The sequence below is a fragment of the Orbaceae bacterium lpD04 genome (assembly GCA_036251935.1).
GTDB classification, from domain to species: domain Bacteria; phylum Pseudomonadota; class Gammaproteobacteria; order Enterobacterales; family Orbaceae; genus Orbus; species Orbus wheelerorum.
The window spans coordinates 2,775,235-2,798,232 of the sequence record CP133967.1; the positions used below are offsets into that span (position 1 = coordinate 2,775,235).

Annotated in this window: 18 protein-coding genes and 1 pseudogene; 13 read left to right on the plus strand and 6 right to left on the minus strand. The window is 36.1% G+C overall.

What is annotated here, in order from left to right; all coding sequences use genetic code 11:
• The first annotated feature begins 169 nt into the window (after positions 1-169).
• From rne to RHO14_12255, 5 genes are all read left to right on the plus strand, one after another.
• Positions 170-2,947, plus strand: a complete 2,778-nt coding sequence (gene rne, locus RHO14_12235; GenBank protein WVD71099.1) for a ribonuclease E — start codon at positions 170-172, stop codon at positions 2,945-2,947.
• 192 nt (positions 2,948-3,139) lie between these two features.
• A complete protein-coding gene (locus RHO14_12240; GenBank protein WVD71100.1) occupies positions 3,140-4,027 on the plus strand; it encodes an ABC transporter permease subunit in 888 nt (295 codons plus the stop codon).
• Positions 4,020-4,892, plus strand: coding sequence for an ABC transporter permease subunit (locus tag RHO14_12245; GenBank protein WVD71101.1), 873 nt, complete (start codon positions 4,020-4,022; stop codon positions 4,890-4,892). Before RHO14_12240 ends, RHO14_12245 begins: the two co-directional genes overlap by 8 nt.
• Before the next feature lie 2 nt (positions 4,893-4,894).
• Positions 4,895-5,899: an ATP-binding cassette domain-containing protein gene (locus tag RHO14_12250; GenBank protein ID WVD71102.1), complete on the plus strand. Its 1,005-nt coding sequence runs from the start codon at positions 4,895-4,897 to the stop codon at positions 5,897-5,899.
• Positions 5,896-6,708 carry an ATP-binding cassette domain-containing protein gene (locus RHO14_12255; GenBank protein ID WVD71103.1) on the plus strand — a complete coding sequence of 271 codons (813 nt, stop codon included), beginning with the start codon at positions 5,896-5,898 and terminating at the stop codon, positions 6,706-6,708. Before RHO14_12250 ends, RHO14_12255 begins: the two co-directional genes overlap by 4 nt.
• A gap of 106 nt (positions 6,709-6,814) precedes the next feature.
• Here the strand turns inward: RHO14_12255 and ppnP are convergent, their stop codons facing one another.
• On the minus strand, positions 6,815-7,099 hold the full coding sequence (ppnP, locus tag RHO14_12260) for a pyrimidine/purine nucleoside phosphorylase (GenBank protein WVD71104.1): 285 nt from the start codon (positions 7,097-7,099) through the stop codon (positions 6,815-6,817).
• Between the two features lie 271 nt (positions 7,100-7,370).
• Between ppnP and RHO14_12265 the strand changes: the two genes are divergently transcribed.
• From RHO14_12265 to RHO14_12275, 3 genes and pseudogenes are all read left to right on the plus strand, one after another.
• On the plus strand, positions 7,371-8,933 hold the full coding sequence (locus RHO14_12265) for a TerC family protein (GenBank protein ID WVD71105.1): 1,563 nt from the start codon (positions 7,371-7,373) through the stop codon (positions 8,931-8,933).
• 271 nt (positions 8,934-9,204) lie between these two features.
• A pseudogene (gene ybaL, locus RHO14_12270) lies at positions 9,205-10,854 on the plus strand (YbaL family putative K(+) efflux transporter).
• A gap of 195 nt (positions 10,855-11,049) precedes the next feature.
• Positions 11,050-12,375 (plus strand): NCS2 family permease, encoded by a 1,326-nt coding sequence (locus tag RHO14_12275; protein ID WVD71106.1) that lies wholly within the window; start codon positions 11,050-11,052, stop codon positions 12,373-12,375.
• Positions 12,376-12,493: 118 nt separating this feature from the next.
• On the opposite strand, the gene RHO14_12280 is transcribed toward RHO14_12275, so the two are convergent.
• Entirely contained in the window at positions 12,494-13,234 is a 741-nt protein-coding gene (locus RHO14_12280; protein ID WVD71107.1) for a phosphatase, read from the minus strand.
• A gap of 408 nt (positions 13,235-13,642) precedes the next feature.
• Between RHO14_12280 and rpsL the strand changes: the two genes are divergently transcribed.
• From rpsL to RHO14_12305, 5 genes are all read left to right on the plus strand, one after another.
• Positions 13,643-14,017 (plus strand): 30S ribosomal protein S12, encoded by a 375-nt coding sequence (gene rpsL, locus RHO14_12285; GenBank protein ID WVD71108.1) that lies wholly within the window; start codon positions 13,643-13,645, stop codon positions 14,015-14,017.
• A 116-nt stretch (positions 14,018-14,133) separates the two neighbouring features.
• On the plus strand, positions 14,134-14,604 hold the full coding sequence (gene rpsG / locus RHO14_12290; GenBank protein ID WVD71109.1) for a 30S ribosomal protein S7: 471 nt from the start codon (positions 14,134-14,136) through the stop codon (positions 14,602-14,604).
• 94 nt (positions 14,605-14,698) lie between these two features.
• Complete coding sequence (gene fusA, locus RHO14_12295; GenBank protein WVD71110.1) at positions 14,699-16,798, plus strand: elongation factor G; 2,100 nt, start codon at positions 14,699-14,701, stop codon at positions 16,796-16,798.
• Positions 16,799-16,863: 65 nt separating this feature from the next.
• Positions 16,864-18,048, plus strand: coding sequence for an elongation factor Tu (gene tuf, locus RHO14_12300; protein ID WVD71111.1), 1,185 nt, complete (start codon positions 16,864-16,866; stop codon positions 18,046-18,048).
• Positions 18,049-18,350: 302 nt separating this feature from the next.
• Positions 18,351-18,956 carry an NAD(P)H-dependent oxidoreductase gene (locus tag RHO14_12305; protein ID WVD71112.1) on the plus strand — a complete coding sequence of 202 codons (606 nt, stop codon included), beginning with the start codon at positions 18,351-18,353 and terminating at the stop codon, positions 18,954-18,956.
• Between the two features lie 54 nt (positions 18,957-19,010).
• On the opposite strand, the gene rraA is transcribed toward RHO14_12305, so the two are convergent.
• From rraA to RHO14_12325, 4 genes are all read right to left on the minus strand, one after another.
• The gene (rraA, locus tag RHO14_12310; protein WVD71113.1) at positions 19,011-19,502 is read right to left on the minus strand and encodes a ribonuclease E activity regulator RraA; all 492 of its coding nucleotides are present in this window, start codon (positions 19,500-19,502) and stop codon (positions 19,011-19,013) included.
• A 158-nt stretch (positions 19,503-19,660) separates the two neighbouring features.
• Complete coding sequence (locus tag RHO14_12315) at positions 19,661-20,821, minus strand: ABC transporter permease (GenBank protein ID WVD71114.1); 1,161 nt, start codon at positions 20,819-20,821, stop codon at positions 19,661-19,663.
• Positions 20,821-21,969: an ABC transporter permease gene (locus tag RHO14_12320; protein WVD71115.1), complete on the minus strand. Its 1,149-nt coding sequence runs from the start codon at positions 21,967-21,969 to the stop codon at positions 20,821-20,823. Before RHO14_12320 ends, RHO14_12315 begins: the two co-directional genes overlap by 1 nt.
• Positions 21,951-22,922: an efflux RND transporter periplasmic adaptor subunit gene (locus tag RHO14_12325; protein WVD71116.1), complete on the minus strand. Its 972-nt coding sequence runs from the start codon at positions 22,920-22,922 to the stop codon at positions 21,951-21,953. The genes RHO14_12320 and RHO14_12325 overlap by 19 nt, the downstream gene beginning before the upstream one ends.
• Between the last annotated feature and the right edge of the window lie 76 nt (positions 22,923-22,998).

A 22,998-nucleotide genomic window follows, 5' to 3' on the forward strand; every position in this document is an offset into this window, starting at 1 on the left:
GTTGTAATGAGCGATGTATTCACATAATATAATCAAAGTAATAATATAAATAAAATAATGAATACTCTTATAAATCTTTAATTTAAATATTTGAAAAGTACGATTAAGATAATTTCCCTTATTTCGTTTGTCAGATTCTACTGCTTTAGAATTTAAAGAGCATAGAACAATGAAAAGAATGTTAATTAATGCTACGCAACAAGAAGAGTTGCGTATTGCGCTTGTTGATGGGCAACGCTTATATGATCTCGATATTGAAAGCCTTGGTCATGAGCAGAAAAAAGCGAATATTTATAAAGGTACTATTACCAAAATTAATCCTAGCTTAGAAGCCGCCTTTGTTTCATACGGTGGTGAACGTGACGGATTCCTACCATTAAAAGAAATCGCCGATAGTTATTTCCCTAATGATGTTTCTGGTCGCCGTAGCATTAAAAACCTACAAGAAGGCCAAGAAGTCTTAATCCAAATTGAGAAAGAGATTCGTGGAAAAAAAGGTGCAGCGCTTACTACCTATATCAGTTTAGCTGGTAGCTATTTAGTATTAATGCCAAATGATCCTCGAGCTGGCGGTGTATCAAGACGCATTGAAGGCGAAGAACGTGCTGACTTAAAACGAAATATCGATGCATTAGAAAAACCTAAAGGAATGGGCGTTATTGCTCGAACAGCTGGTGTCGGTAAAAATCAAGAAGAGTTACAGCAAGATCTTGATGCGCTTGTTACCTATTGGAAGGCAATTCAAATTGAAGCTAAGAATCATCCAGCACCAAGCTTAATCCATAAAGAAAGCGATGTAATTACCCGTGCTTTTCGTGATTACCTGCGCGAAGATGTAGGTGAAATTTGGATTGATAATCGAAAAATATTAGAGATTGCTAAAAAACGGTTAGAAGATCTTGGCCGCGTTGAATATCAAGATCGATTAAAACCTTACGATGGTGAAATTTCGCTATTTAGTCATTATCAAATTGAAGGGCAAATCGAATCAGCGTTTCAACGAGAAGTGAGATTACCATCTGGTGGCTCAATTGTCATTGATGCGACTGAAGCACTTACTGCTATTGATATTAACTCCGCCAAATCGATTAAAGGAAGTGACATTGAAGAGACGGCATTTAATACCAATCTTGAAGCTGCAGAAGAAATAGCAAGACAACTTCGTTTACGCGATCTTGGTGGTTTAATTGTTATCGATTTTATTGATATGACGCCAATTCGTAATCAGCGTGAAGTTGAAAACCGCCTAAAAGAAGCAATGAAAAGTGATCGCGCTAGGATCCAAACCGCAAGGATATCGCGTTTTGGTTTATTAGAAATGTCGCGTCAAAGATTAAGTTCATCGCTACGCGAGGCAACACATCATATTTGCCCTCGCTGTCAAGGAACAGGAACTGTTCGTGATAATAACTCGTTATCATTGTCAATTTTACGATTGATTCAAGAAGAGGCAATGAAGGATAATACAGCGCAAATTGATGTAATTGTCCCGGTTCCAATTGCGAGCTATTTACTCAATGAAAAACGTCGAGCAATTACTAACATTGAAAGTAGCTATCCTGATATTAAAATCGTCATTGCAGCTGATAGTGAAATGGAAACGCCTCTTTATAAAGTTATCCGTAAACGCAATGGTGAGGAAACTGATGTACTAAGTTATAATTTGCCTAAGCTAATTCGAGAATTAGAAGAAGAGGAAGAAGGCCAAATTACTGAATACGCGGCAGAAGAAGCAATTTTATCCGGCGTTAAAGTTGAGCTAAATACTTCACAAGTTAAAACTAAAACAGTCGAACAAGCGCAACCAACTGTAGGTATTTTTAGTGCATTTGCGAAAAAACTACGCGGATTCTTTGCTCCTTCAGAAAAAGCAATTCCGGCTATTGATGAAAAAAATCAGGTTAAGCCGGTAGAAAATAGTAATAAAGATGTAAGAGAAAAGAGTAATAGACGCCCTGGAACTAATCGTCGCGATAAATTTACAAATCGTAATCAACAAGTAGCGAATAATGAAGTAAAAGAGAAAGAGCTAACAAATAAAAATAGTCGTCGAAATAATAGACCAAATAAAAGTGAAGAGGCAATTGTTCCAGTTGTTAGTGAAACCATTGAATCATCGCCACAACAGACTAAAGCGCCAGTAAAACCAAGACGAGCTCAACGAAATTTAGATAAGAAAGTTAGAGTAGCAAATGGTAACGCTGCTCAGCAAGTACCTTCAACGACCGCGACTGTCGCTAAACCAATTGCGAAAGAAGCTAAGAACGACGTTAAAAGTATCATTATTCCATCTGTTTTATCTGCCGTAGTATTAAAAAATGAGCATGATACCGCAGGTAATGATAATCAATCTAATCGTAGGCCAAGAAGAACGTCTCGCCATTTACGTTTAAATAACCAACGTAGAAAAAAAGCAAAAAATGTCGCGCAAAGTGTATCACCAGTGCCATTAACGCTAGCCGTTTATTCTACGGAACTGGCTTTAGGTAGAGTTTCGATCGATTATAATCTAGTGAACGAAGCACTAGTTACAAAAACTGAGCAGCGTAATTATACGCAGCAAGTAACAGAAAATAAGGTTGATGTAGTAAAATTTACTACTATTCCGTCATTACTTTCGCCAGTTATTATTGTTACAACGACAAAAGTAGAGACAAAAGCTGAGCCAGTTAAGCCACATAAAGCGAAAACTAAGCCTGTGGTGCAAGATATCGCTAATGATAAAGTTGTCGCGGTATCTAATTTTACAGGTTCTTCATCATCAACAATGATGAAAGCACCTGCACCAAATTCAGATTCTAACGTTTCAACTACGATTGTTTCTCGTGATGAATCAACTTATCAGTACGCAGGTAAAGGTAATGCTGGTGCACTAAGTGCAGATAACCATGCTTATTCTGGTGCAAGTAAACCAGTTTTATCAGGTACTGACTCATCAGATAATTGATAACTGTAATATTTGATATTTTTAAGCCTATATTTATATAATATGAATATAGGCTTTTATATGTTAGATGAGTTACAGTTGACATACCGCTAAATTGTCGCAAAATACAGACTGAATTTGATATCAATATTGATGGGATGAATGATGCTTATTTACCTAATAAAAAAGATATGCTCTTTTTTGCTGATCTTGATGCTATTATCCCTCATTGCTGTAGCAGTTATCTATAATTCGCCTAATTCTATTTTTGAAAATATATCTTTTGGGCAAGCTTATTGTATTTTTTATCAACAATTGCTGAGCAACCAATTTATTTGGTTAGACTATTCATTATGGGATATCCTAGCTCAAATTCTATTCCCGACCTTTGAATTGGCTATTTTAGCTATTTTTTGTGCACTTATTATTGGATTTCCTCTTGGGATCATAGTTGGATTAGGAAAAAATGATTCTAAGCGCAACTATTTTATTAAACTTATTTGTCTTATTTTCTATGCAAGCCCAATTATCTGGATTGCAATTTTAGTAATGTCGTCTCTCTCTAATGATTGGACATTTTCAAAAGTAAGTAATTACCAACCAATGATAAAAAGTCTATCAATACTCGATGTGCTAATTACTCATAATGTCGATAAGTTAAGTACTTTATATGCAGAAATAAAGCACTTACTAATACCGACTATGATCTTAACTATTCAGCCCTGCATTATTACAATACAGCTCATTAGTCAGAGAGTTAGCATTACTAATCGCCAAAATTATATAAAAGTAGCTCGTATTAGGGAAAACTCATCATTAAAAGTATTGTTCCGTCATTTATTACCAAATGCTATCCCAAAAACAATCCCTCAACTTACTTATAATATTACGACACTACTTTTTTCAACCATGGCAATCGAAATCTTATTTAATCGCTCTGGTCTTGGTACTTGGGTTTTTTCAGCTTACCATCAACATGATTACATGATCATCGCATTATCTATTTTTAGCTGTGGGGCATTAATCAGTTTATTAACGTTATTAAGTGAGATTGTCGCATTCTTGATTTACCCATTACAATCAAGGGCATTATATGAATAATAAGATACGGGCTATTAGTAAATATTTACTTAATATAAAAAACATTATCAATAGTAATATTTATATGATTATTGGCTGTTATGGCATACTCGCGATTATTGTGCTTTGCCTTGCTATCAAATGGGTACTACATATTGAATTAGATCCCATTTTTACGCCTGGGCTGCCGCCCGCGTGGCAAAATAATGGCGATATTAACCATATTTTGGGTACTGATAGTTTAGGGCATGATATCTTTAATTACTTACTTATTAGTTATAAGACAACATTAGTATTAACAGTGCGAGCAACGTTTTATGTAGTTACAATTGGCGCAATAGTTAATTATCTACTTTTTTTAATGCCACTTTTAAGAGTGTTTGTAGTAATTGTTTTTAGGTTAATTATTGCTATTCCTCCGTTATTAAGCACAATTGTAGTTGCTATAGTTTGGAGTAATAGTATTCATTCCATTTTGATTACTATTGGTATTTGCTATCTTCCTCGATTTGTCCACAACGTGCATAATCAAATCATGCAAGAGTGGCAAAAGACGTATATCATAGCCCATAGGCTAGATGGTTTATCGACACAGAAAATTTTAATTTTTTATATTTTACCTAATATATTTCCCGCTTATTTGACTGAACTTGTAGGCCTGTTTAGTAACATCATCTTGGCTTTAACCATTTTAACATTTTTAGGTTTTGGTAATAATTTAGTAACACCAGACATCGGTATGAGAATGTACCAAACATTTAGTCTGATAAAAATTAATTATTGGCCATTTCTATCATCTGGTTTAGTCATTATACTTAGTATATTTTTCATTCATATGCTCAACTTTGGTGTTCATATGATATTAACAAAACAAGTCGAGAATTAATTATGGCTCTGCTTGATATTCGAAATCTTACGGTAGAATTTATCACCCCACAAGGCTTATTACGCGCTGTTGATCGTGTAAATTTAAGGTTGAATGAAGGTGAAATTCGAGGACTCGTTGGTGAATCAGGTTCGGGGAAAAGCTTGATCGCAAAAGCAATACTTGGTGCTACCAACAATAACTGGAAAGTAAGTGCCGATCGATTTTACTTTGATGGCATTGATTTACTCAAATTGACACCAAGACAGCGGCGAAAAGTTATTAGTGCCAATATCTCAATGATCTTTCAAGAACCACAGTCTTGCCTCGATCCAACCATGAAAATTGGCCACTTATTGATTCAATCTATCCCCTCATCAACATTTAAAGGTAAATGGTGGCAAAGGTTATTTTGGCGGAAAAATAGAGCAATTGAATTGCTTCATCGAGTTGGAATAAAAGAGCATAAAGAGATTATTAATGCTTACCCAAATGAATTAACCGAAGGTGAATGCCAAAAAGTCATGATTGCAATAGCATTAGCCAATCAGCCTAAATTATTAATTGCAGATGAACCGACTAATGCGATGGAATCGACAACAGAAGCACAAATATTTAGGTTGTTAGCGAGTTCAAATCAAAATTCTGGCACGACAATTTTACTAATTAGTCATGATTTACAAATGGTTACAAGATGGACCGATCGGATTAACGTGCTTTATTGTGGGCAAACTGTTGAAATAGCTGATAGTGAAGAGATAATAAAAAAACCGTATCATCCTTATACCCAAGCACTCATATTTGCTATTCCTGATTTTGGTAAAGCATTACCACATAAAAGTCCGCTTAGTTCTCTACCTGGTTTTATCCCACCGTTAGAACATTTACCTATTGGTTGTCGATTAGGCCCGCGTTGCCCTTATGCGCAGCGTAAATGCATTGAAGCACCCAAATTAATTGCAATTAAAGATCACGCAATTGCTTGTCATTTTCCACTTAATACTGAATTAGCGGATAATAAATCATGAGTCAGGTATTAAAAGTTCGTAATTTATCAAAGCGCTTTAGTATCCCTAAAGGATTATTTGGTCATCTTTATATTGATGCAGTAAAACCGCTATCATTTACGCTAAATGAAGGTAAAACACTTGCCATTATCGGGCAAAATGGCTCAGGGAAATCTACTTTGGCTAAAATGTTAGTTGGAATGATTAGTCCTGATGATGGTGATATTTGGATCGAGGATCAAAAACTTGAATATGGCGACTACCATACTCGCTGTAAGTTAATTCGAATGATTTTTCAAAATGCTGATAGTTCTTTTGATCCTAGATTAAAAATTGGCAAAATACTTGAGATCCCCTTAAAACAAAATACAACATTAACTGCCGTTGAAAGAGAGCAATTAATCTATTGTGTATTAAAACAAGTTGGATTATCTGCTGAACATGCAAATTATTATCCTTCAGTTATGGCCGCGGGGCAAAAACAGCGAGTCGCACTTGCCCGAGCATTAATTTTAAAGCCGAAAGTTATTATTTTTGATGAAGCATTAACCGCTTTAGATATCTCAATGCGTTCACAAATAATTAATTTAATGCTTGCGCTACAAGAAGAACAAAATCTATCTTATATCTATGTCACACAAGATATTGGTATGATGAAACATATTAGTGACCAGATTTTAGTCATGCATAATGGTGAACTCGTTGAAAGTGGTAATACAGCAGAAGTACTTGCCTCACCTTTAAGTGATATAACCCAGCGACTAGTTCAAAGTTATTTCGGTGAAGCACTGACTGCTGATACTTGGCGAACCGATACCCGCGCATTTTAGCCGCTATTTTTTCAATTATAAAAATGGCATATTTTTTACTTTAATATGCCATTCTCTATTCATTATTTTAAGACAATACAAACGAAAGCAATCTAACCTTATTCAATCATAGATAACGGCAAAGATAAGCTGTTGGCTCTGCGACTTGAACATGGAACTCACTTTTTCCTTGAATATGGAATATTTGCCCTGCTTGCAAAATTTGCCAATTTTTGGCCGAAGGCAGTAACACATTTAAAGAACCAGAAATAATCGTCATCTCTTCTGGTTTATTGGTACTAAAGGTATATTCACCAGGCACCATAACACCAATACTTGATTCACCACTGCTTGCATTAGTAAAACTAATCGATTTCACCTTGCCAGAAAAATATTCATTAACTGTTAACATATTGGGCATCCTTTTATTTGTATTAATAAACGATTTAATTGTACTAAAAAAAATGATAGATACCTATCTTTGTTTACCAACAACTAGATAGATTAACTATTTGATTTTATGTTAAATAAATGTAAATGAGTTATATATTATTAAAAAAAAATTGGCATAATTACATTTTTTATAAAATTATCATTGATTTAATAAATAATTCCGTACAAAATTAACAGTTCAGCATGTGCTGTATAATGAAAAGGTAACCACCCGATATATGGAATGGATCATGGATCCTACGATTTGGATTGGACTGTCAACACTGATTGTTCTAGAAATCGTTCTTGGTATTGATAATATAGTATTTATTGCAATTCTAGCCGAAAAACTACCACCAGAGCGGCGTGACCATGCTCGCATAATTGGTCTATCTTTAGCGCTAATCATGCGCATAATTTTATTAATGTTTACTGGCTGGCTCGTTACATTAACTGCCCCACTATTTACAGCGTTAGGGGTTAGTTTTAATGCTCGGCAGCTGATAATGTTAGTTGGTGGCGTTTTCTTACTTTTTAAAGCAACAATGGAATTAAATGAGCGGTTAGAGGGTAAATCTCACGGCTCATCAAAACAGAAAAAGACATCTCATTTTTGGACTGTCGTAGTACAAATCGTCGTACTTGATGCTGTATTTTCATTAGATTCGGTAATCACTGCCGTTGGTATGGTTGAACACATTCCAGTAATGATTGCAGCGGTTTGTATCGCTATGGTTATTATGATGATAGCAAGCAAGCCTCTAGCGAATTTTGTTAATGTTCATCCAACAATTGTTATTTTATGTCTTAGCTTTTTATTAATGATCGGTTTTAGCCTTGTTGCAGAAGGTTTTGGTTTTTCTATTCCAAAAGGATATCTGTATGCTGCAATTGGTTTTTCTATCCTCATTGAGTTTTTTAATCAAATGGCAAGCTTTAATCGTCGACGTTTTTTAAGCAAAAAACCACTAAGAGAACGCACTGCTGAAGCCGTGTTGAATTTATTGAAAGGTGATGCTGAGCATGAAGAGCTAGATAGTAATACTAAAGATTTGATTGCCGATGCAGGTAGCAATGCCGCGTTTAATGCACAAGAGCTGAGCATGATAGAGCGCGTATTGGGCCTAGCACAGCGTTCAGTCAGTAGCATTATGACGTCAAGGCAAAATATTAAGATGATTAATATTAATGATGATCGGGAAGACATTTTAAAAGAAATAACCGAGAATCAGCATACACGCCTAATTGTCACTGATGATGTATCGATAGATGAACCACTTGGTATCATACAGGTTAATGATTTATTGAAAGAAGTTTTGCATAATCGCCATGATATGTCGATTGCTAAATTGATTAAGCAGCCACTAATTTTCCCTGAAACAATATCGCTATTAGTTGCACTTGAGCAATTTAAAAATGCAAAAACGCATTTTGCATTTGTTGTTGATGAATTTGGTTCAATGCAAGGTATTGTTTCAGTTACTGATGTGACAGAAACAATTGCTGGCGAGTTTCCGACTGAAAATGAAGATATTGATGTTAGACATGATATTCAATCTTGTGGTGAAAACTGTTGGATCGCTAATGGTTATACGCCATTAGAAGAACTCGTTCGTTTTGTGCCGTTAGAACTTGATGACAAACGTGAATATCATACTCTTGCAGGATTATTGATGGAACAATCACAGCATATTCCAGAAGTGGCTGAAATAATTCAATTTGAAGATTATCTATTTGAAATTCTTGACGTAGAAAGTCATCGAATTATCAAAGTCAAAATCACTCACATTAACGCAGCTACAGATCAAATCTAATTTATCCCAATAGGAAGGCTAGGCCTTCCTATTTAATTGACTTATTGCAATTAAACGAAAATAGTATTAATTCCCTAAATTGAGTAATTCTTTATATTAATTGATATCATTATCATCGCAATATAAAAATAATAGCGCATATTAATGGCTATTCTCCCTATCTATATTTTTAACTTTGTCTAAAATTTCAAAATATTTAACAAAATAAAGCAAAAATACGCTAAACTAACGTCAATTAATACAGATGTAGCACAACGTTAAGGAGGTGAGAATGCATGATACAGGACCGTTACTTGCAGCAATTATTGGCGGAATTGTTTTAGCCGCTATTTTAGGCATGTTGGCCCATCGATTACGTATTTCACCTTTAGTTGGTTATTTAATTGCAGGAATTATATTTGGCCCAGCAACGCCTGGTTATGTTGCAGACACTGCGATCATTAGTCAACTAGCCGAAATTGGGGTGATTTTGTTGATGTTTGCTGTTGGCTTGCATTTTTCTATCAAAGATTTACTTGCCGTAAAATCTATCGCTATTCCTGGTGCTATAGTACAAATAACCGTTGCAACATTACTCGGTATCGGTTTATCTTCAATCATTGGCTGGTCAATGACCACGGGGTTAGTTTTTGGCCTTTGCTTATCAACGGCGAGTACGGTTGTATTATTGCGGGCGCTTGAAGAGCGAGAGTTAATAGAAAGCAAACGTGGCCGGATCGCAATTGGCTGGCTAATTGTTGAAGATCTTGTAATGGTATTAACATTAGTGCTTCTTCCCCCTATTGTCACTATGATGGGCGATAATGATCATATTAATTTTTGGGATATTGTCACTCAAATTACCAAAACTGTCGGCTTAGTTATTATATTTATTGTTTTTATGATAATCGTTGGTCGAAGAGTTATTCCCTGGTTACTTGCTAAAAGTGCAAGTACCGGTTCTGAAGAATTATTTACATTATCAGTTTTAGGGATCGCACTTGGGATCGCACTTGCAGCAGTGCAACTATTTGGCGCGTCATTTGCGTTAGGGGCATTCTTTGCTGGTATGGCCTTAACTGAATCAGAGTTAAGCCACCGAGCCGCGCATAATATTTTACCATTAAAAGATGCATTTGCCGTACTGTTCTTTGTTTCTGTTGGTATGCTATTTGATCCACATATTTTGATTGAATATCCGTTAGCAACACTCTCAACTGTCATAATAATTATTTTTGGAAAATCGATTGCTGCTTATTTTATTGTTCGAATATTTGGTCATACTAAACGTACAGCTTTAACTATCTCAGCAAGCCTTGCTCAAATTGGTGAGTTTGCTTTCATCTTAGCCGCTTTAGGTAAATTACTTGGTGTATTCCCTGACGAAGCTTATAGCTTAATTTTAGCTGGGGCTATTATATCTATTGTCATCAACCCATTTATTTTTAATTTAGTTGAACATTATTTATCTAGAACAGAAAATATTGTCGATAAAATCATTGATCCTCTTGCGGTAACGAATCAATTAATTCCTCAGGGCCTAAAAAATCACGCTATTTTAGTGGGTCATGGGCGATTGGGTAGTACCATTGCAAGGCAATTAAAAAGCCGTAATATTGCCCTTGTTGTGGTAGATAATTCATTAACATTGATAGAACAACTACGCAATGAAGGTGTAATTGCTGTTTTTGGTAATGCATCAAAACCAGAAACCTTAGAGCTTGCTCAACTTGAAACCGCTCGTTGGTTGATAATTTCAACGCCAAACGGCTATGAAGCCGGTGAAATTTGTTCACAAGCGCGCAAAGCAAGACCTGATCTCGCTATTTATGTTCGTGCTTTCTATGATGATGAGGCTGAATATATTGCAGAGCATGGCGCGACGGGAGTGATTACTGGTGAAGAAGAAATCGCTAAACATATTTTAGGATTAATGCATCTAGAACCCACAGCCGATAATGCTGATGAAGCTAAAATAGCAGACCTTGACGCAGATAAAGAGAAAAAAATTAATATTCCTATTAATGCCAATCTTCCTGAAGGCGATGGAAGCCCTATCTAATTATATTCCTTGACCTCGCTCAAAATCTGTTAATAATGGCGGGGTTATTTATTTCATTTTAATTTAGGTTTATTTATGAGTGATATACAATCTAATGAACGTCGTACTTTAATTGACAAAATTTTTCAATTGAAAGAAAAAAAATCAACAGTTGGAACAGAAATTATTGCCGGCGGTACTACATTTCTGACCATGGTTTACATTATTTTTGTTAATCCAGAAATTCTCAGTGTAACTGGCATGGATCAAAAAGCTGTATTTGTACTAACCTGTTTAGTTACTGCTTTTGCCTCAATTTTAATGGGACTTGCTGCGAACCTACCTATTGCACTTGCACCGGCAATGGGGCTCAATGCTTTTTTAGCATTTAGCATTTGTTCTAAATACTCTTGGGAAGTTGGTATGGGGGCAATTTTTTGGGGCTCTTTACTATTTTTCCTTTTATCGTTATTTAAAGTGCGTCATTGGCTAATTTCGAATATTCCATCATGCTTACGAGCAGGAATTAGTGCGGGGATCGGCTTATTTATTGCCTTTATGGGCTTTAAAAATATGGGATTAATTGAATCCTCTCCTGCAACTTTATTGACAATGGGTAATATTTTATCTCTTCCTGTATTATTAGGTTCTCTTGGGTTTTTCATTATCATTATTTTAGCATCACGTAACTTTCATGCTGCAGTATTAATTTCTATTTTAGTAGTCTCAGTACTTGGATTATGGCTTGATCCTAATATTCATTATGAAGGAATTGTTTCGCTACCACCTGACGTAACAACCGTAGTTGGTCATATTGATTTGGTCGGTTCATTAAATATTGGTATGACGGGGATTATTTTCTCGATTATGATTGTAAGCCTTTTTGACTCGTCAGGTACAATTTTAGCGGTAACAGACAAAGCGGGAATTGCGGATAGTAAAGGGCGTTTTCCTAAAATGCGTCAAGCTTTATTAGTCGATAGTTTTAGTTCTACTCTCGGTGGCTTATTTGGTACATCATCAGTACTGACTTATATTGAAAGCTCTGCGGGTGTTTCAGTGGGTGGCCGTACGGGTTTAACATCGGTAGTCGTTGGGATCTTATTTTTATTGGTAATTTTCTTCTCTCCACTCGCGCATATCGTACCAAGCTACGCAACATCTGGGGCATTGATTTTTGTTGGTATTTTAATGATGTCAAGCCTAGTAAAAGTTGATTGGCACGATTTAACTGAAGCGACCCCTGCTTTTATCACTGCACTTATGATGCCATTTGCGTTTGCTATTACTGAAGGTGTAGCACTTGGTTTTATCTCTTATGTGGTATTAAAAGCATTTACAGGTAAATTTAAACATCTAAATATTTGTGTTATCGCCGTTGCAGTGCTTTTTGTATTAAAATTTATTTTTATTGGCCATTAATTCTGATACTGAATAAGGCGGGCTAACTCCTCACCTTATTCAGTATTTACTCATCTTGTGTATTCGTTATTTTATTGTTGTAACACCCTATTTTAGCATAAATTCATTCTTCCAAAACCTACGATAATGATGCCAACTCTTCAATATAACGACCTGTTTTAATTGCTAAAAATTCTATTACCGCTTGAGGGCTACGGTTAATAATACGCTCAGGAGAGAATGCAACGTCCTTAATTAATTCTAAGCAATGTTCAAAACTCCCAACATTATAGGCGATATGAGAATCCGAGCCGAAGGAAATAAGACCGCCAACCTCTTTTACTGCCATTGCAATTTTACGGCAATTTTCATCGCTCCCTTTGCGAGAAATAAATGATGAATTGTTAATTTCAAGTGCCACTTGGTATTCTTTAGCAGCCTTTGCAACATCATATATATGGATCGGATATTTCGGATTACCTGGATGACTAATTATATTTACCTTGGGATTTTTAATCGTCGCAATTAAAGCCTCTGTATTTTTATCAATATTGTCAGGTCCTAGTGCGGGATCATGAAAGCCGGCAATCACTAGGTCAAGTTCTCGATACATACCATCATCACAGTCAATATCACCTTCTATATTTAAAATATTGGCTTCAATCCCTCGTAAAATACCAACTCCATCGATAATGCGGGGAATAATTCGCATATTTACAAAATGCCAACGATGTGGACTATCACCTAAAGCCATACCGTGGTCAGTTATCGCAATTAGCTTTAATCCTTTAGCTTTTGCTTGCACGATATATTCTTGCATCGTGCTATAAGCATGCGTACTTGCTACAGTATGCATATGAAGATCAGTTAGGTACTGCATATTAATATCCTTTATCAATCAAGCGCTTTTTCACCTTGCTCTATTCGGTGAATTTTTCCAACAATGTGTTGGGATTGCAATATCAGCTTTAGTTAATGCCAACATTGATTATTCATTAATTTAAATTATTATATAATTAAATTGCCGATACGGCATGAGAAAATATTCACCTATGACAGCGATTTTACGGTAAACCTTATTTACTATTTTATAAACCTATATAGAATAAAATCAGTAGAATATTCTAGTTAATAACAAGCAAAAACTTGACATTAGCTCACTTGAGGACTAGAATCTTGCGACCCAAAACCTATATTTATGGAGTTTTTGGGTACAGTTATTTTTACGTATCTAAGAAGCAATTTTAATTTTATTTTTTTAAATTATAGAAAAATCAGGAGCTTGTTAATGGCAACAATTAATCAGCTGGTACGCAAACCTCGAGCACTAAAGGAAGTTAAAAGTAATGTTCCTGCTCTAGAAGCATGCCCGCAAAAACGAGGTGTTTGTACTCGTGTTTATACTACAACACCTAAAAAACCAAACTCAGCACTACGTAAAGTATGTCGTGTTCGTTTAACTAATGGTTTTGAAGTTACCTCTTATATTGGTGGTGAAGGCCATAATCTACAAGAGCATAGCGTAATTTTAATTCGCGGTGGTCGTGTTAAAGATTTACCAGGTGTTCGTTACCATACTGTTCGTGGAGCGCTTGACTGTGCGGGTGTTAAAGACCGTAAACAATCACGTTCTAAATACGGTGTGAAAAGACCTAAGGCTTAATGGTTATCCGTTAAGTAAGGCCAAACTTTATAATTCCATTTAACTCATTTGAGTTTTGGGTAAACCTGAAATAAATTTAAGTATTATACTTAATAGAAAGAAAACGGAGTATTCCAATGCCACGTCGTCACATTGCCGGTCAAAGAAAGATTCTACCTGATCCGAAATTCAGTTCAGAATTACTGGCTAAATTTGTAAATATTTTAATGATAGATGGTAAAAAATCTGTCGCAGAATCAATTGTATATTCAGCTCTTGATACGCTTGCACAGCGTAGCGGGAAAGACCATTTAGCGGCTTTTGAAGTTGCATTAGATAACGTAAGACCAACTGTAGAAGTTAAATCTCGCCGTGTTGGTGGTTCTACATACCAAGTACCTGTTGAGGTACGTCCTGTTCGTCGTAATGCTCTTGCGATGCGTTGGATTGTAGATGCAGCACGTAAACGCGGTGATAAATCAATGGCTTTACGCCTAGCGAACGAACTTGGAGATGCTTTTGAAAATAAAGGCACTGCAGTTAAGAAACGTGAAGACGTTCATCGTATGGCTGAAGCTAATAGGGCGTTTGCTCATTATCGTTGGTAATTCAAGTCATTTGAATTAAGACTTATAGCGTTTATACGCTATAAGTAACAAACAATGATATAAATAATCAACGACCCTAAAGCAGAGGATTAATATGGCTCGTACAACCCCTATCGCACGCTACCGTAATATTGGTATCAGTGCACATATTGATGCAGGTAAAACAACAACTACTGAACGTATTTTGTTTTATACCGGTGTTAGTCACAAAATTGGTGAAGTTCATGATGGTGCAGCAACCATGGACTGGATGGAACAAGAACAAGAGCGTGGTATTACTATCACCTCAGCAGCTACAACTGCGTTCTGGTCTGGTATGGCTAAACAATTTGAACCACACCGTGTTAATATCATCGACACCCCAGGACACGTTGACTTTACTATCGAAGTAGAACGTTCTATGCGTGTTCTTGATGGTGCTGTAATGGTTTACTGTGCTGTTGGTGGTGTTCAACCTCAATCAGAAACAGTATGGCGTCAAGCAAATAAATATAAAGTACCTCGTATTGCATTTGTAAACAAAATGGACCGTATGGGTGCTAACTTCTTACGTGTTGTTGAACAAATTAAAACACGTTTAGCAGCAGTTCCTGTTCCACTTGTATTACCTATTGGTGCGGAAGAAAAATTTACTGGTGTAGTTGATTTACTTAAACGTAAAGCAATCAACTGGAATGATGCAGATCAAGGCGTAACATTTACTTATGAAGATGTTCCAGCTGATATGGCAGAGCAAGTTGAAGAATGGCGTGCAAACTTAGTTGAAGCAGCTGCAGAAGCAAACGAAGAGCTAATGGAAAAATACCTTAATGGTGATGAGTTATCTGAAGAAGAGATCAAATCAGCATTACGTCAACGTGTACTTGCAAGTGAAATCATTTTAGTTACTTGTGGTAGTGCGTTTAAAAACAAAGGCGTTCAGTTTATGCTTGATGCTGTTGTTGAGTATCTTCCTTCACCAACAGATGTTCCTGCTATCAATGGTGAGTTACCAAATGGTCAACCAGCAGAACGTCATGCAAGTGATGAAGAACCATTCTCAGCATTAGCATTTAAAATTGCAACTGACCCATTTGTTGGTAATTTAACATTCTTCCGAGTTTACTCAGGCGCTGTTAATTCAGGCGATACTGTTCTTAACTCTGTAAAAGAACGTCGTGAGCGTTTTGGCCGTATTGTTCAAATGCATGCCAATAAACGTGAAGAGATTAAAGAAGTGCGTGCTGGTGATATTGCAGCGGCTATCGGCCTTAAAGATGTCACAACGGGTGATACTTTATGTGCTGAAAATGCACCTATCATTCTTGAAAGAATGGAGTTCCCAGAGCCTGTTATTTCGGTAGCTGTTGAACCAAAAACTAAAGCTGACCAAGAAAAAATGGGGCTTGCTTTAGGACGATTAGCACAAGAAGATCCATCATTCCGTGTTCATACTGATGAAGAGTCAGGACAAACGATTATTGCCGGTATGGGTGAGTTACACTTAGATGTTCTTGTTGACCGTATGCGCCGTGAATTTAAAGTTGAAGCAAATATCGGTAAACCACAAGTAGCTTATCGTGAAACAATCCGTAACCAAGTGGAATCGGAATATAAACACGCTAAACAATCAGGTGGTAAAGGTCAATATGGTCACGTATGGTTACGTATTGAACCATTAGTTGGCTCAGAGAAAAACTACGAGTTTGTCAATGATATTTCTGGTGGTGTGATCCCGAAAGAGTTCATTCCTGCTGTAGATAAAGGTGTTCAAGAGCAGTTGAAAAACGGTGTTCTTGCAGGTTACCCAATTGTTGATATTAAGGTTACTTTGTTTGATGGTTCTTACCATGATGTCGACTCATCTGAACTTGCATTTAAACTTGCTGGATCAATGGCATTTAAAGACGGTTTTATGAAAGCGAAACCAGCTCTTTTAGAACCAATTATGAAAGTAGAAGTTGAAACTCCTGAAGATTATATGGGTGACGTTATCGGTGACTTAAACCGTCGTCGCGGTATGATAGAAGGAATGGATGATACTGCAACAGGTAAAACTGTTCGTGCGCAAGTACCTCTTTCAGAAATGTTTGGCTATGCAACAGACCTTCGTTCACAAACACAAGGTCGTGCTTCATACTCTATGGAGTTCTTGAAGTACAATGAAGCACCAAATAACATTGCAACAACAATTATTGAATCGCGTAAAGCATAATAATTTAACTTTTAATACATCTCTCATTTAATTGAGAGATGTGGTTTTAATAAAGGAACATAAAAATGTCTAAAGAAAAATTTGAACGTAAAAAACCCCACGTTAACGTAGGAACAATCGGCCACGTTGACCATGGTAAAACAACTTTAACAGCGGCTATCACAACAGTATTAGCAAAAAAATACGGCGGTAGCGCACGTGCATTCGATCAAATCGATAATGCACCGGAAGAAAAAGCACGTGGTATTACTATCAATACTTCACACGTAGAATATGATACACCAACTCGCCACTACGCACACGTAGACTGCCCAGGCCATGCTGACTATGTTAAAAACATGATCACAGGTGCGGCACAAATGGATGGTGCAATTTTAGTAGTAGCCGCGACAGATGGCCCAATGCCACAAACGCGTGAACACATTCTATTAGGTCGTCAAGTAGGTGTACCTTTCATCATCGTATTCTTAAACAAATGTGATATGGTTGATGATGAAGAGTTATTAGAATTAGTCGAAATGGAAGTGCGTGAACTTCTATCTCAATACGATTTCCCAGGTGATGATACACCAGTAGTACGTGGTTCAGCGCTACAAGCGTTAAATGGCGTGCCAGAGTGGGAAGAAAAAATCATTGAATTAGCAGGTTACTTAGACTCTTACATTCCAGAGCCAGAGCGTGACATTGATAAACCTTTCTTATTACCAATTGAAGATGTATTCTCAATCTCAGGTCGTGGTACAGTAGTAACAGGCCGTGTAGAGCGTGGTATTGTAAAAGTTGGTGAAGAAGTTGAAATTGTTGGTATCAAAGCGACAGTAAAAACGACGTGTACTGGTGTTGAAATGTTCCGTAAATTGCTTGACGAAGGTCGTGCAGGTGAGAACGTAGGTGTGTTATTACGTGGAACTAAACGTGAAGATATCGAACGTGGTCAAGTACTAGCGAAACCGGGAACAATTAAGCCACATACTGATTTTGAATCAGAAGTGTATATCTTAAGTAAAGAAGAAGGCGGACGTCATACTCCATTCTTCAAAGGTTACCGTCCACAGTTCTACTTCCGTACAACTGACGTAACAGGAACAATCACTTTACCAGAAGGCGTAGAGATGGTAATGCCAGGCGATAACATCAAGATGGTAGTATCATTAATTCACCCAATCGCGATGGATGACGGTTTACGTTTTGCTATCCGTGAAGGTGGACGTACTGTTGGTGCGGGTGTGGTTGCTAAGGTTATTAAGTAATCTAATCACATTTGTATTGCATTAAAAAGGTCGCTATGCGGCCTTTTTTATTATCAATAAATAAATTTACCTAAACTTACTTTAAAATGACTTAATTAACTTTAGCTACAACATAATAAAGCGACGCAGTTATATTAAAAATCAGACCTATTCGACAAGTATTGCAATATCATTATTTACTCATCAAAAATTGTATCGCACAAATTGTTACACCAACCTCACTAAATAACCTACTAAATAACTCAACTATTATGTATAATAATTTTGTCGTTATATTACTAAACAATTAAAAGGATGACATAATGAATATTCTTTGTCTAAAATCAAGCATTCTCAATAATTTTTCTACTTCAAATTTATTAATTGATGAATTGATTAATCATATTAAAACTAAAAATAACACAATTTCAATTGTAGAAAGAGATCTAGGTAATCATCCCCCTGCCCACATAACACTAGATGTAATAACTGCTATAAGAACTCAAGATACATCAAAACTAACCGATGAACAGAAAAATATCTATAATGAAATTTTAACTTCAATTGAGCAGCTAAAATCAGCCGATCTTGTGATTATCGGTTCGCCTATGCATAATTTAAGTATTAGCAGCGGATTAAAAACATGGATTGATCAGATTTGCCAAGCGGGCCTAACATTTAGTTACACAGAACAAGGGCCAAAAGGTTTAGTTAACAATAAACCCGTCATTATTGTTTCTAGCCGTGGCGGTATATATAGCACTCCCCCACTTGATGCTATAGATCATCAAGAACCTTATCTTAAAGCTGTATTAGGCCTGATTGGGCTTACTGATATAAAATATATCCGTGCTGAAGGAATTAATATTAGTGAAGAACTAAAAAATAAAGCTATCGAACAAGCTAAGCAGGAAATTTCATTATTATAGGTTAGAAATAAAATTATGAAATAAAATCATTATATGATTTTATTTCATATTTTCTTATTCCATATTATATTCTAAAGCGATTTCAGACAAAATAATGCCAGTGTTATCAGCGTAAATAAAATCACCTGAAAAGAACGTAACCCCTGCAAAATTGACTTTAATATCTGTTTCGCCAATACCTTGATCTTCAGCACCAACTGGAATTGCGGCAATAGCTTGAATGCCAATTTCAACATCAGCAAGATAATCGACTTGTCTTACTGCACCATAGATAATAATGCCTTGCCAACTATTTTGAATTGCAATATCAACAAGCTCACCATCTAGCAAAGCTCTTCTTGTTGAGCCACCACCATCAACCACAAGCACTTTACCTGTACCGTCATTTTGTAACACTTCATATAATAATCCATTATCTTCGAAGCATTTGACTGTAACCACTTGACCTGAGAAAACGGACACTCCACCAAAGTTAGTGAAAATTGGCTCAACAACATTTATATCTTCAGGGTAAAAATCACAAAGTACAGATGTATCAAAGTTCATAGTAGACTCCAAAATTCAGTATCAATTTAATTAGTATACCGTCAAATGTAATAGTATGGCAAAATTAACTCAATAAATTATTGATTAAACATAAATGAGTTCAAATTATTGTATGATCTGTTCTTGGTATCCATACAAAAAGTGCCAATAATCATTTTCTATCGGGTTAACTTTTGTCTAATTACATGTCGATAGCCAAGAATTTGACGTATACGACCTTCTCGTAATGCAGAAATAAATATACCTACTGAAAAATAGAATATACCTAATACCATGAGCATAAACAAATTAAAAATATTATCAGAAATACTTAGTCCCATTTGATTTACACTAGCGATCATATTTACAGCCCAAGTAGAAGGTAATAATTTTGAAACGCATTGTACCCAAAAAGGCATGGCATGTAGTGGCCAAACAGTACCAGAGAGATAGAAGACAGGTGTGGTTAGGAATGCTAGCGTTAAATAGATCATTTCAACACTTCTTAAGCACTCTGTTAATAATTTAGCTAATCCCATTACAGCAAATAGAAACGGCAATGTCATTAATAAAATTTGAGGCAAAGTGGCTAGTTGGCGATAACCTAAAATCCATGGCCATAAACCAAATAGTACGATCGAGAGAAATAACCAAATGGGTAATAAGGCAGAAAGGCTACCAATAAATATGATTTTAGGTGGTTTACCTTGTGGTAAGGAATTTAGCGCTATATGTGTACGTGTTGAAGAAAGTAATAATGAATGTTGTAATAGCATCACTAATAAGCCAGGGAATGTGATCGCGGCAAAACTAATACCTGGATTAAATAACGGATCTGTCTGGCTTTTTATCGGTGAAAGTGCGACATTAATTTGTACTGGAGTAAAGCCACTATTACGCATAATATTGGTATTATAGTTTGTTAATACCTGCTGATAAATGGATTTTAGATCCTGTTGAATTTGACCATTTGCTAACCGACTTGAAGCATCGCCATAGGCAGGAATAACGACATTTTCACCATTAAATAATCGCTTTTCATAATTCCTTGGGATCGTAATGACGGCAAATAGTTTTCGGGCATTAATATCATCATAAGCATCTAATGAACTTTCATAAGTGGTGATATTTACTTTTGCACTCGTTGCAAGCTCTCTAATTAATTGACGACTTGAGGCGGAGTGATCAAGATCAATAACGGCAACCGGTAAATTAATTACACTACCATTACTATAAACTAAGCTCATTAAACTAACCGAAACAAGTAAGAATAACCATTTAGGTATAGTCAAAAATCGTAATGTAATTCTAACAAAAGCAGCCCAATACATTTTAAACATTATATGACCTCCTCCTTGTTTAAGCGTCTTACTAAACGTTTTCTTACAAGTAAAGTAATAATGATTGGGTAGATCATTAAAATTAGACATGTCTTAATAACAGAGAAAAAATTAGTATGTCTTATAAATAGGTCGAAAAGAGTGTTTAATGCATAGGTCAATGGCTCAATAGATGAAATAGCTCTTGCGATTTCAGGCATCGATAACTCTGGAACAACAACCCCTGAGTAAGTAAGTGCTAATCCAACTAATAATCCGATATATGAATAAGCGTCAATTGTTGAACGAGTATAGCTAAATAATAATATACCTAAACTTTGTGCCGCAATAACGTAAAAAAAGGCAACAACTAGCATCGCGAAGGGATTACCAGATACATGAGCTTGAGAGAAAAAGACGAGTAATGCGATCTCGAAAATTAGTAACATTGTATACCACAATGTATATGGCGCTAATTTACCTAATACAAATGGATAATTTGGCCTCGTCCGCCGAGGTAACTTACCTAAAATGTGAATAGTCATCGTCACAACAAAAAGTTGTAGTAAATGCACCGTAGCTGAGAATTGCTGGAAATACATAGAATTACCGCTGGCGTTAAACAATCCATCATAATTGAACGTCACATTAGCCAACTTAGGCATTGATAACCCCATTTTTGTTACAAGGGTCCCGCGGTACTGGCTGTTTAGTTCTGCAATAAGTCCTGAATAATCCATCACTGAATATAATCCAGCACTGTAATATAAGGCATTGTAGTACAAAATAGGGGTCGGCTGTTTACCAGACAAGACATCTGCTTCAAAACTAGCGGGTATATATAATAGTGCATAAATTTTAGCTTGCGCTAAACTTTTTTCAGCATCATTTAGTGAGTCACCGTAATCGATTAGCTGAGCATGAGCTCCTGCATCAAGATCTCGAATAATTTCCCTTGATAAAACACTTTTATCTTGGTCAATATAGCCGACCGGTAAATCATATAATACGCCACTAGAATAAATGCTACTAATCAAGGTAAATACCATTAATGGCATCATCCATAATAACCAATGGAAAGTAAAGCGTCTGAAGATAAAAGGCATTTCATCATTAAATGCTGCCTTAAAACGCTTGAAAAACTGAATGACTACTGCTCTAACTTCCATAAAACACTCATGCCCGCGCGAAGATCCTTAACTGGCTCTATAGGGTAGAGTCTAATTTCGAATGTTCTTAAATCAAAATCGCCAGTTGCCCTTGTCGCTCTTTTCGTAGAATAGTCTCCCATAGGGGCTATATAACGAACTTCAGCTTCAATTTTTTTATCACCAAGCGCTGGAACTTCTAATAAAACATGATCATTTTTATGAATGTTGACCAAAATATTTTCACGTATATTAAAAACAAAATAGGCTTGAGATTGCCGGATAACGGTAATCAAAGGACTTGTTGCATTAAACAGTTCACCAACTTCAGCAGGAATAGAGCCCACTTCACCATCAACGGGTGATTTAAGTAGTAGATCATCATATTGGATCGTAAGCTGTTTTAAATTCTCTTCAGTTTGCTGTAGTTGAGCTTCATAAATTTGTCGTTGCTCTGCGCGATCACCATGTAAGGCTTGATCCAAAGTAGCTTGTGCAGATTGTACTTGTTGATAAGCTGCATCTCGTGATTTTAAAGCACTATCTAAAACAGACTGAGATATATAACCTTTACCTGAAATAGTTTTATTACGATTATACTCTTTTGAGGCATTTTCATAAGTCACTTTTGCCTGAGCAAGTAAGGCTTCGTAGTAGCGAATACTCTCTTCTCGAGTTCCATGCTCAGATTGTTCAAGTTGAGCCTTAGCTTGGTCTCTTGACGCTTCTGCAGCCTTGACTTGAGCTAATAGCTCTGGACTGTCTAAGGTAATTAAAAGGTCACCAATCTTAACATTATCACCTCGACTAACATTAATAACCGTGACTCTTCCCTTAGCTTTAGATGATACGCTAACGTTAGGAGCATCAACCTCACCTTGTAATACCAGTTGGCTATTATGCGAACGAATTAAAATTGTCATTGAAATCGTAACAACAATAAGCAAAACTACAGCAAATATCTTTTTATTCATAATAAATTAATGAGAGTTGAATCAAACCAGATAAGGATAATATTTGGATCAAACGGGTGAATGATATTACGTATTA